10 protein-coding genes are annotated in these 11,518 nt (G+C 31.6%); 5 read left to right on the forward strand and 5 right to left on the reverse strand.

Annotated elements, in window-relative coordinates; all coding sequences use genetic code 11:
* Positions 1-4: 4 nt before the first annotated feature.
* Complete coding sequence (locus EI427_RS24350; protein ID WP_205727892.1) at positions 5-862, forward strand: IS3 family transposase; 858 nt, start codon at positions 5-7, stop codon at positions 860-862.
* Positions 863-908: 46 nt separating this feature from the next.
* On the opposite strand, the gene EI427_RS24355 is transcribed toward EI427_RS24350, so the two are convergent.
* Positions 909-2,465 (reverse strand): sulfatase-like hydrolase/transferase, encoded by a 1,557-nt coding sequence (locus tag EI427_RS24355; protein ID WP_126619978.1) that lies wholly within the window; start codon positions 2,463-2,465, stop codon positions 909-911.
* 411 nt (positions 2,466-2,876) lie between these two features.
* On the reverse strand, positions 2,877-3,197 hold the full coding sequence (locus EI427_RS24360; protein ID WP_126619980.1) for a hypothetical protein: 321 nt from the start codon (positions 3,195-3,197) through the stop codon (positions 2,877-2,879).
* A 290-nt stretch (positions 3,198-3,487) separates the two neighbouring features.
* Here EI427_RS24360 and EI427_RS24365 point away from each other — a divergent pair, with 290 nt between their 5' ends.
* From EI427_RS24365 to EI427_RS24380, 4 genes are all read left to right on the forward strand, one after another.
* Positions 3,488-5,320, forward strand: coding sequence for a leucine-rich repeat domain-containing protein (locus EI427_RS24365; protein ID WP_126619982.1), 1,833 nt, complete (start codon positions 3,488-3,490; stop codon positions 5,318-5,320).
* Positions 5,317-5,526, forward strand: a complete 210-nt coding sequence (locus EI427_RS26465) for a leucine-rich repeat domain-containing protein (protein WP_126620453.1) — start codon at positions 5,317-5,319, stop codon at positions 5,524-5,526. Before EI427_RS24365 ends, EI427_RS26465 begins: the two co-directional genes overlap by 4 nt.
* Before the next feature lie 227 nt (positions 5,527-5,753).
* On the forward strand, positions 5,754-8,243 hold the full coding sequence (gene hrpB / locus EI427_RS24375; protein WP_126619984.1) for an ATP-dependent helicase HrpB: 2,490 nt from the start codon (positions 5,754-5,756) through the stop codon (positions 8,241-8,243).
* Between the two features lie 107 nt (positions 8,244-8,350).
* Positions 8,351-9,418: a methyltransferase gene (locus EI427_RS24380; protein WP_126619986.1), complete on the forward strand. Its 1,068-nt coding sequence runs from the start codon at positions 8,351-8,353 to the stop codon at positions 9,416-9,418.
* 77 nt (positions 9,419-9,495) lie between these two features.
* On the opposite strand, the gene EI427_RS24385 is transcribed toward EI427_RS24380, so the two are convergent.
* From EI427_RS24385 to EI427_RS24395, 3 genes are all read right to left on the reverse strand, one after another.
* Positions 9,496-9,792, reverse strand: coding sequence for a hypothetical protein (locus EI427_RS24385; protein ID WP_126619988.1), 297 nt, complete (start codon positions 9,790-9,792; stop codon positions 9,496-9,498).
* A 228-nt stretch (positions 9,793-10,020) separates the two neighbouring features.
* The gene (locus tag EI427_RS24390; RefSeq protein ID WP_126619990.1) at positions 10,021-10,473 is read right to left on the reverse strand and encodes a DUF302 domain-containing protein; all 453 of its coding nucleotides are present in this window, start codon (positions 10,471-10,473) and stop codon (positions 10,021-10,023) included.
* Between the two features lie 10 nt (positions 10,474-10,483).
* Positions 10,484-11,476: a TQO small subunit DoxD gene (locus EI427_RS24395; RefSeq protein ID WP_126619992.1), complete on the reverse strand. Its 993-nt coding sequence runs from the start codon at positions 11,474-11,476 to the stop codon at positions 10,484-10,486.
* Positions 11,477-11,518: the final 42 nt, after the last annotated feature.

Below are 11,518 nucleotides of genomic sequence, written 5' to 3' on the forward strand. Positions count from 1 at the left end.
TGAATTGCTTGGGTTAAATCGACAAATTTATTATCGTTCGAAAAGGAAAGTAAAAAACAATAATAGTATTGCATCTAAAGTAGTAGACTTAGTGAAAAAAATTCGTTTGAAGCAAACTAAAATAGGGACAAGGAAATTATATCAATTACTTCTTCCTGAATTGCAATTACTAAATGTAGGTCGAGATAAGCTTTTTGATATCATGAGGGCTAATCGACTCGATATCAAGCCTAAAAAACAATATCATGTCACTACAAATTCTCATCACAGGTTTAAAAAGCATAAAAATCTTATTGAACACTTGGAAATAAAAAGACCTGAACAAGTATTAGTTTCTGATATAACTTACATAGGTGAGCGAAGTAACCCAATGTACCTCTCCTTGGTAACAGATGCCTATTCTAAGAAAATAATGGGGTTAAATATATCAGATAGTTTGAATGCAAATGGAGCTATTGCAGCATTAAAAGAAGCAGTACACAATAGAAGCTATGTTGATTTACCAATGATACATCATTCAGATAGAGGACTACAATATTGTAGTCATGAGTATCAACGACATCTTCAGGAAAATAAAATAGTGTGCTCGATGACGGAATCTTACGACCCTTATCAAAATGCGGTAGCAGAAAGAATAAACGGAATTCTTAAGCAAGAATTTATTTTAGGAATAAAAATTAATGATCTCGATTTGATGAATAAATTTATTAGAGAATCTGTATATATTTACAATAATGAAAGGCCTCATTGGAGTAATTATATGAAGACACCTGTTGAGATGCATCAGCAAAGTGAAATAAAAATGAGAACTTATAAAAGTAAAAATAGCACCGAGTCTACACCCGATGCTATCAATATATAGTAGTCTAAATCTGTAACGCTATGGACGGACTAGACAAAACAATAAATTATTTCAATTCTAATTGGGTTGTTTTCTTATAACCTTTACCTCTTAAGGTTTCAAATTCTTTAAGCATCTGAGCTACTAATTCAGGATTTTCTTTTGCAACATTATTTTGTTGCGACGGGTCTTGCTTTAAATTATAAAGTGCTACCGTTTTAGAATTACCTAATTCAATATTAACATGCTTATTAAGTGCTGGGCCTTTATAAGCAGGAATAAAAATCCAGTCACCTTTTCTTAAAGATGTTCTAGTAGTTGCTTCTAAAATTAAAGATTCTCTACCTACTTTAGATGTACCTAAGAATGCAGGTAATATATCTTCAGAATCAGGACCTTTAACATCACTTCCAACTAAATCTGCAATAGAAGAGAATAAATCCATTTGGCAAACTAAAGCGTCTGAAGTTGCTGGTTGAATTTGTCCTTTCCAATAAGTAATAAATGGCACGTGTGTACCCGCTTCGAAAAGGCTGTATTTACCACCTCTAAATGGACCTGCAGGTTTGTGATCTCCAATTTTTTCTACGGCATCATCATTGTAACCATCGTTTAAAACCGGTCCGTTATCAGATGAGAAAATAATTAAAGTATTCTCTAAAATTCCTTGTTCTTTTAATGTTGCCATTAACTCACCAATACACCAATCTGCTTCTAAGATTACATCACCTCTTGGACCTAAACCAGATTTACCTGCAAAACGAGGATGTGGTGTTCTTGGAACGTGAGGTTGTTGCATTGTATACGTTAAAAAGAATGGTTTCTCTGACTTTGCATTTTCTTGGATGTATGTTTTTACACCACCTAGAAAATGATCTGCCATATCTACATCACTCCAGATAGCAGATTTACCACCTTTCATAAAGCCAATTCTAGGAATACCATTAATAATTGATGAATTATGACCGTGATGCCATTTCATTGTAGTTAATTCTGGGTTTTCTTTACCAGAAGTTTGTCCAGGGAAATTGTTTTTATAGTCAATTTCTATCGGATCGTTAGGGTCTAACCCTACTACATTACCATCTTCTATATATACAGTAGGAACTCTATCTTGAGTTGCTGCCATAATATAAGAATAATCGTAACCTACTTCGTTAGGACCAGGAGAAATATGTTTGTTCCAATCTTTGTTCGCTCCACCTAAACCAAGGTGCCACTTACCAATAATTGCTGTTTTATACCCCACGCTCTGTAACATTTTAGGTAATGTTACTTGTGCTGTATCTATTAATAATGGAGCTGTACCCGGTAATATTCTTGCATTTTTTCTCCAAGGATATTGCCCTGTTAAAATTGCATATCTTGATGGTGTACAAGTTGCAGAAGAAGCATAACCGTTTGTAAAATTAATTCCTCCATTGGCTAGATCATCAATATTTGGTGTTTTAAAGCTTTTCGCTCCGTTCACTCCAATATCTCCGTATCCTAAATCATCTAGATAAACCAATATAATATTTGGCTTTTTTACTTCTTTTTTAGATGATGTGTCTGTGTTGCTTTTTTGACATCCTAAACCTATAAATGCGAATAAGGTTAAGAATAATAAATTTCCTTTTTTCATGTTAAAAAATTAGTCGTGTAGAACTACTATAATAATAGTTGATGTTTAAGAAAAACACTTGTTTGCTTATAAATAAATTCACTTCAAAAATTAATGAACATTAAATATGTATGTAGAGATACATTTAAATGTACGCTTAGATAATTTGTTTGCTTGCAATATACAATATGATCCAACTAAAAAGGATACACATTTTGATCAAAAATAAACACAAAATGTGCTATTTTCGTCATTTTAGCATTATTTATTAATAATTAGTTAAAATAAATTATTCGTCTCATAAAATACCTTAAGGTATCTAACTTTATAAATGATATTTTTAGAAAATTTAAAGTTTTGAAATCTATAAACACAAAAAAAGGTCAACCCATTTAAATGAATTGACCTTCAATTTTGTATATCTAAATCAGACTATTTTGTCTGTTCAGCTTGTTCCTCTCCTATAGTAACAAACTCAACAAGTCTAATATCTGTTTTTCTGTTTGTTGTTACTTTAACAGTATATTCTTTGTATTCGTTATGAAGATGAATCTCTTTAACAATTTGAAATTGATCTTCAGTGATTACTGTTTCTTCATCAAATTCTGAACTTGTAAGGTTCTTAAAATGATTAATTAATTCGTACTCTTGATATTTGTCTTGTACTGTAAAAGACTGGATGTTATCCACCTTTTCAGCAAAGATACCTAAAGAGAACAAAGAGATTAAAACAGTTAATATTGACTTTTTCATGAATGCGTTTTTAAAAATAGTTATTTCTTAAATTATATATATTCTTAACGGAGCAAATTAGATTGAGTTAGTGCCTGTAAACGTTCATTATCTTAATATGAATAAATATTCATTTTAAAAATAATGAAAATCACCTTATCTATATGATTCTGTGTGGATAAGAGAATAATATTATTGAGTTTAACTTTTTTAATAAATTTTCCATACTTTTAGGATAAGCTACGTTAACTGTAATATAAAAACTGGTTAACAAAACTATAAACTATTATTTAGCAACTATTTTACAAATCATGCAAACAACTCTAAAAGCACAAGTACTGTGCATACTCCTATTCCTAGGTCTTTTTTCATGTACAACAGAAGAAACTGATCAAGAACCTGTTGAATATACAGGTACATTCTCTTTAAACATTGCTTTAGACAACACTACTGAAGTCAGTTTCGGAAGAATTGCCAACACTACTTCTACAGATAATTTCTTAGTGAAAATTCTTAAGAATGATGAAGAAGTTGCTGTATTTGACAACTATGCTGACATGGCACAACAAGAAGAATTAGAAGTAGGAAAATACTCAATATTGGTTACTTCTGGAGAAGAACAACCTGCCGCTTTTGACAATCCTTTGTATTCTGCTACACAAGAGTTTACTATTACAAACAGGAGTAATACTGCTATAGATATTACTTGTGCTTTATTAAATGCGAAGGTGAAACTTACTTTTTCTGATACTTTTAAAAATAAATACCCTGCTGCTTCTGCAGATGTTTATACAGAAGATGCACTATTAAATTTCACAGAAAATAAAGAGGGTTTCTTTAGTATAGTAGAAAATACGATCAGCCCAATTGTTCGTGTAAATTACACCAAAGAGGATGTTGATAGAGTTAAACTGACTCAATTTTCTGAACTAAAGAGTAACTATGAAGTTGCTGTAATTGTAAACTACAATCAAGAGAATGATGTAGTCTTTTTTGGTGAGGAATATACTCCAATGACGGAAAAAGAAGTGTTGATGGAAATTAAAGAAACACTACATCCTAATGGATGGTATTTTAATTGGGAGGATGATATACCTTTTAATGAATGGAATGGAGTAAACGTTAATGAAAATGGATTTATTGATTCTTTAGATCTTCATATTATTAAGCCTTTACCTGCTTCTATTGAAAATTTAACGCATCTTAAAACATTAGAAATTAGTCATAGAACTATTGGTGGTGGTATTTCTAATGAAAATACATTCCCAATTCAATTTTTCTCAATGAATCAACTAACTTCATTGACTATAACAAGTGCTAAGTTTAATTTTAATAACATATTCAATTTTGTGAACTTAGAAAAATTAGATTTTTCTAAAATATTTTCTGAAAAAGCAATTGGAAGTAATCTAAGCTCTTTAAAAAAGCTAAAGTTTTTAGATATAAAAACTTATCCAAAACCTAATTATCCAGATGTAAATAAATTAGCAGCTGATTTTAATAATGAGTTAGGTATGTTAACTCAATTAGAATTTATAAAACTAGATATTGATAATGATTCTTCATTAGTTATCCCTCCAAATATTGGTAATTTTTCTAATTTACATTATTTAGATATAGAAAATAAAAACATTCATTCAATACCTATGTCTATTGGTAATTTGAAAAAACTTACAGAGATTAAAATTGTAGGAACAGAAATAAAAATACCAAATGAACTGTATTATGTGACGAGTTTAAAAAAATTATCAATATCTAATATATCTGAACAAGAAATCTCATCATTAATCTATAATTTAGAAAACTTAACCTATTTAAGTTTAATAGGAAAACTAAAAGGTAATATTCCAAATGCATTAGGTAATCTTACCAATCTTACTTATCTCATCTTAGAAGGTGATTTAACAGGTACAATCCCTAATGCAATTGCAAATTTGGATAAGTTAACTAACTTATATTTATCAGGTAATAACCTAACTGGAAGTATAATAAGTGAAATTGGATTAATGGAAAGCTTAGTTAGCCTAGGCCTACAGAATAATCTACTAACAGGAGAGATACCTAAAGAATTAGGTAATTTATCAAAATTAGAATATATAGGGTTTTCTAATAATCAACTTTCTGGAAGTATCCCCCAGAAATAGAACAATTAAATAGACTACGAAGACTCTATCTTTCAAATAATCAATTTTCAGGAACGATACCTGATTTTTTTGCTACACATAATAACCTTAGAACTTTAGAACTTCATAATAATAATTTTGAAGGGCCAATATCCCAAGATATTATTGATCGATTTGATGGTTTTGATTTAAAATTAACTTATGACGATAAAAATGCTCCAGAATAAAGCATATTAAAATATAAAGAAGGGAAAGTGGAGACGCTTTCCCTTTTTTTATTTCTAAATATTATTTCATCAAAATGAATTTCCACCTATTATCTTTTATATACTTAGATTACTCAAAGAGTTATCATTACATAAAACCTTTGATAACAATTTACCCTTTCCCCTCGCATCATAGTTAAAAGAAATTACTTTTTCCCTAAATTGCATCCTCAATAAAAATCAACTCAGTGGCGATAGATTATTCAAAAATAGACCTTCCGGTAAAGGAAATTATTCCTAAAGTAATTGACCTATTAAAAGAGGAACCAACAATTATATTAAAAGCCCCTCCGGGTGCAGGAAAAAGTACTTTAATACCTCTTACATTATTAGATGAAGAGTGGCTAAAAGACAAGAAAATTTATATGCTAGAACCTCGTAGACTTGCAGCTAAATCAATTGCTACAAGAATGAGCGAGTTACTTGGTGAAAAAGTTGGTCAAACTGTCGGTTATAGAGTTCGGTTTGATACCAGAGTATCCGAAGAGACACGAATAGAAGTACTTACCGAGGGGATTCTAACACGCATGATTCACTCTGATAATGCATTAGAAAATGCTGGACTTATCATTTTTGATGAATTTCATGAAAGAAGTTTACATGCAGATGTGGCAATGGCTTTGTGTAGAGAAACACAACAAGTATTACGAGATGATCTTAAAATAATGGTCATGTCGGCTACTTTAGATATGCCACAACTTTCTGCCATGTTAGACAATTGTCCTATTGTAGAAAGTGAAGGTAGAATGTTTCCAGTAGCACTTAATTATGTGGGCGATTCTGATAAATTTCTCCTTCCAGAGTTAACTGCACGTACAATTATGAATGCTGTACAAGAGCATGATGGTGATGTTTTGTGCTTTTTACCTGGACAGGGTGAGATTAGAAAATGCGAAGGTATTTTAAGAGGTCAGTTAAAAGACTTTGCGATCCATCCTTTATATGGTCAGCTATCGCATGGGAAACAAAAAGCTGCAATATCTCCGAATAGAGAAGGAAAACGAAAAATTGTTTTGGCTACTTCTATTGCTGAAACAAGTTTAACAATACAAGGTGTGACAATTGTTGTAGATACTGGTTTTACAAGAACGCAACAATTTGATCCAAATTCTGGTTTGTCACGATTAGAAACCGTTATGGTATCGAAAGATGCCGCAGACCAAAGAGCTGGCCGAGCAGGTAGATTAGCTCCGGGTGTGTGTTATAGAATGTGGAGTGCTGCAACAAATTCTCGATTAGACGAACAAAGAATTCCAGAAATTGAACAAGCTGATTTAGCTTCTTTAGTATTGGATATGGCACAATGGGGTATTATAAACCCTGCCGAATTATCGTGGGTTACTCCGCCTCCACGAGGGCATGTTTTACAAGCAAGAGAAACACTCGAACAATTAGAGGCATTAGAAAATAATAAAATTACCACTCATGGTAAAGCAATTCATAGATTGCCTTGTCATCCAAGGATTTCACACATGTTGTTATATGCAGAGAAGCATGACTTACTCGATTTAGCAACAGATTTAGCTGCAATTGTTGAAGAAAGAGACCCTTTACCTAGAGAAGCGGGTATTGATATTAATTTAAGAGTTGAAGGTTTAAGAAGATATAGAGCAGAAAAACATACAGGAGGAAGATTTAGACAAATTGAAAAAGTAGCGGAATCCTACCGTAGACTATTTAAAATGCAACCCGAAAACGATGAAGTTGATGATTTTGAAACGGGTGTACTTTTAGCACATGCCTATCCAGAAAGAATTGCTTGTTCTAAACCAGGTAATAATGCACAATTTCAATTGGCAAATGGTAAAATTGCAGCTGCCGGACATAGAGATGATCTTGCAGATGAACAATGGTTAGCCGTTGCCCATATTGACGCTAGAGATGGAATGGGTAAAATTTTTATGGCTTCTGCCTTAGACCCTAAAGACCTTGCCCCTATGGTAAGGGAAAAAGAAATTGTTACATGGGACACAGAAGATGGTGGTTTAATTGCTACAAAAGACCTTAGAATTGGAAATATTGTACTTAAATCGACTCCACTTCAAGACCCTGACCCGTCTCACCTTATTAAAGCGATAACTGTTGCTATTAAAAAAGAAGGAAAACAACTCCTTAATTTTGATGAGGAGGTAGAACAATGGCAGGCTAGGATTATGAGTTTAAAAAAATGGAACCCTCAGGAGAATTGGCCAGACGTTTCTACAGAAACCTTATTACTTACAAATGAGGAGTGGTTATTACCTTACTTGGATAAAGTAAAACGCCCTGATGATTTAAAGAAACTGAAGTTAAAAGATATTCTTCACCATAGTTTACCATGGGATAAGCAAGAAGTACTAGATAAACTGGCTCCTTCTAAAATTTCTGTACCAAGTGGTTCTCACATAAAATTAAAATATTTACAGAACGGTAACGATCCCGTTTTAGCTGTACGCTTACAAGAATGTTTTGGTCTTTCTGAAACACCTACTGTAAATAATGGTACACAAAAGGTGGTGTTACATTTGCTATCACCAGGTTTTAAGCCTGTTCAGATAACTTCTGATTTAAATAGCTTTTGGAACAATGCTTATTTTGAAGTCAAGAAAGACTTAAAAAGAAGGTATCCTAAACATAGTTGGCCAGAAGACCCTTGGACGGAAGAAGCGGTTAGAGGTGTAAAAAAGAAAAAAAGTTAGTCCATAAAACATCTGTTAAGCACACTATTTCTTGCATTATAGACAATGCTTGCGAATAAATCATTTAACTAGGTTTTAATTACTTAACTTACAAAAAATATAAGAGCATGGAATCAGAAATTAAGATTAATAAACCAACACCGATTGGTTCAGATATACAATACACTTCTTTTACAGAAAACTCTCCTATTAGTGCTACTATTGAGGCACTTCAGGATGGAAAATATGTTCTTGTAGAAGAAGCGTACAAAGATGGAATGGATTTATTACACCAAATCCAAACGAAATTAAAAAAGCAATACGCTGGAGATTCTTTTAAAGAACAACGTGCTTTTAGAAAGGAATACAGAGACCTTTCGCACAGAGTTCTTATAAAAATTAAGGACCATAAATTAGCAGTTAAGAAAGCACCATCAATTGGTTGGTTAGAAAAACTTTATGCGGATACTCCCGACTTTATTTTATCATTTCCAGAAATACAAGGACTAAATAGTGCTTGGCAATGGAACAAAAAAGGATTGGTAGTACCTGTTTTAAGAAATAAAGTACATCCTTATTATGGTACGTACTTCCCTACCCGTTTTGATCATTTGGTACTTTTTGACAACTGGTTAAAAAGATACGAAGGACCTAAAAAAGCGGCTTATGATATTGGCGTAGGTTGTGGTGTTTTATCCATGCAAATGGTACAACATGGTTTCCAAAAAGTATTTGCTACAGATACAAACCCTAATGCAATTGTAGGTTTAAAAGAATTTATGGGGACAACAAAATTGTCGCGTAAAATTGAATTAGACTACGGTAACTTATTTGGGAAATGGGAGAAACCTCACGAATTAATTGTTTTTAATCCGCCTTGGTTGCCTATTAAAAGCGATGCAGATAAAAATGACATTGCTATCTATTATCCAGATAATTTATTTCCAGATTTCTTTAAAGATGCTGTAAGTCATTTAGCAGAAGACGGGCAGATTGTAATTATATTCTCTAATTTAGCTGAAATAGCAGAGACAACAACAGAACACCCTATTCAGAAAGAAGTTGATGAAGGTGGACGTTTTAAGCTAGAATTGAAATTAACTAAATCGGTTAAGAAAGCTTCTGATAAAACAAAACGTACAATTAATTTACGTGAATCTGAAAAAGTTGAACTTTGGGTTTTAAAACATAAATAAGTTCAAAAAATACTATAAGCAAAAGGCTATCTCATTAACTTTGATATGAGATAGCCTTTATTTTTTTTATGAAATGATTACTTTGTATTAATGCTTTCATTATTTTGTCCTCTTATAACTTCAAGTAAGGTTGGATAACTAACTGTAGACGTTTTCTTTTCCTTTTTTTCTACTGATTTTTTATCAGTACTTTTTTTAGGAGGAGTTTTTGTCTTTTCTTGTTTTTTATCCTTGTCCTTATCCTTTTTCACTTCTTGAGGAACAGAGTTTTCTACAATAGCTGTATTAAAAAAGCTATTACTTACTTTAGAAAAGTTTAAATTAAATAAAAGTAAGATTACTGAAATCGATATAAATGCGTGCTGCCTTAGCATTGTTTTATTATTTTATATTTTGTGACTTATGTCACTATAATAGACGATTATTAATCATCATTTGTCGCAACAAATGTCTTAACATCACTTAATACAGTGATATTTATCAATCTTTTTAAAGAAAAGTCCTTATTTCTATAATTTTGCACTGAAATTATTATTAATCAGAACATCAATTACAGAAACAAAGACTTATAATTTTTGATTATTAAGTAGTACACTCAATAATTAAAGTTGTAATAATTCTTGTTGATCAGTATATATTTTTCTTAAAATATCTTGTGTTTCATCCGTAAGACCTTCAGAAAATTTAGGTATATTCAAATATGTAATAAAGACAGCTTTATCTTTATTTTCAATTACAGAAATGCTACAAGGCATTAAAACTGATAAATATTTATTATCATCAATACTAAGTATTTCAGCAGCATATTCAGGTTTACATAATTCTATAATTTTTACTTCACCTCCTATATCCCTATTCACTTTATTTTGTAATTTCTGTTTCATATCTCGGATTGCTGTTACAGACCAACCCAGATGTAAAGCATTCTCCTTTATCTGGTTTATTGTGACATCAAGGGATTTATCACTTTTAATAGAAATTAATAACTCATCATTATTGGTTGAGCAACTTCCTAAAGTAATTAAACCAAGTAAGAATAAAAGTATTTTTTTCATAACACACCTTTTATAAATTCATTACAAATTTTTTCCCACTAATATCCACAAGTTCAATTGTACGAATATTGTCTACTATTTTATTAGGAATTTCTAAAGATAATTGTGCTTTTCCACCCAAAGGAAAAACTATAGATCTCTCATTAAAAAATACTTTATTTAAATAATAATTAGAGATATTAACTTCATCAAAATCACTACCTTGAACACTGTGAATTAGCTGGTTCATTTTATTATATATATTGATTTCGACAACAAAAGCACCATAAGTTTCTGGCCCTTTATCTCTAAAAGTATCAAACGATAAAGTAGTTGCATTACTTTCAATATTAGATATTTCTATATTCGGTTTTGTAGAGAAATTATGCAATGTTCCCCAAACACCACCATGTAATAACTGGTTGGTTCCCATTACATACAAGAGCGCTACTATAGAAAAACCAATAATAGTATTTTTATAATATTTAGATGAAGTTAATTCTGTAAGTTGCGTACCATACAACCAGATACGATTACTTACTAACTTTGGGTATTTGTTTGTTAAATAACTATCTAATGAATAATCTCCACTACCAAAAAGTAATAAAACACCTCCTACTGTACCTAATAAAGAAGCAATCTGCCACTCGTCTAAACACGTTGGGCCTAACCAACCTGCCGTATGCATTAAGCCAATTGCAAGTGATAACAAAAAGGCCCCTGTGAATCTAGAAAAGAACCCAAACAATAATAATATACCAACCAATAGCTCTGAATAAGTAAATACATAAGTAAACCAATTCATTTCTGTAGGGTTAACAACTAAGTAACCCAAAACATCTTGAAAAATACCATTTGCATGTGGGTAAAAAGTATTAATCTTATGTCCAATCCACATTGGGCTTTCCATGTCGTGCTTTGCAGGGTTTAAGAACAATCTGCGTAACACAGCAGATAAAAAAAGCCAAGAAGTAACTAATCTAAATGGTAATAAGAGTCCACCGACGATTTTAGTGTTTTTCATAAAATTAGGTTTGTTTGTAAATGTAGGCTCAAATATGACACA

Origin of the sequence: Flammeovirga pectinis (genome assembly GCF_003970675.1) — a bacterium.
In the GTDB taxonomy this organism is placed as follows: Bacteria; Bacteroidota; Bacteroidia; order Cytophagales; family Flammeovirgaceae; genus Flammeovirga; species Flammeovirga pectinis.

What these genes read in the sequence shown, in the direction of transcription:
- EI427_RS24395 (WP_126619992.1), bottom strand. Translation starts at nt 11,476, where the DNA reads ATGAAAAACACTAAAATCGTCGGTGGACTCTTATTACCATTTAGATTA.
- EI427_RS24355 (WP_126619978.1), bottom strand. Translation starts at nt 2,465, where the DNA reads ATGAAAAAAGGAAATTTATTATTCTTAACCTTATTCGCATTTATAGGT.
- EI427_RS24380 (WP_126619986.1), top strand. Translation starts at nt 8,351, where the DNA reads ATGGAATCAGAAATTAAGATTAATAAACCAACACCGATTGGTTCAGAT.
- EI427_RS24360 (WP_126619980.1), bottom strand. Translation starts at nt 3,197, where the DNA reads ATGAAAAAGTCAATATTAACTGTTTTAATCTCTTTGTTCTCTTTAGGT.
- EI427_RS24390 (WP_126619990.1), bottom strand. Translation starts at nt 10,473, where the DNA reads ATGAAAAAAATACTTTTATTCTTACTTGGTTTAATTACTTTAGGAAGT.
- EI427_RS24365 (WP_126619982.1), top strand. Translation starts at nt 3,488, where the DNA reads ATGCAAACAACTCTAAAAGCACAAGTACTGTGCATACTCCTATTCCTA.
- EI427_RS24385 (WP_126619988.1), bottom strand. Translation starts at nt 9,792, where the DNA reads ATGCTAAGGCAGCACGCATTTATATCGATTTCAGTAATCTTACTTTTA.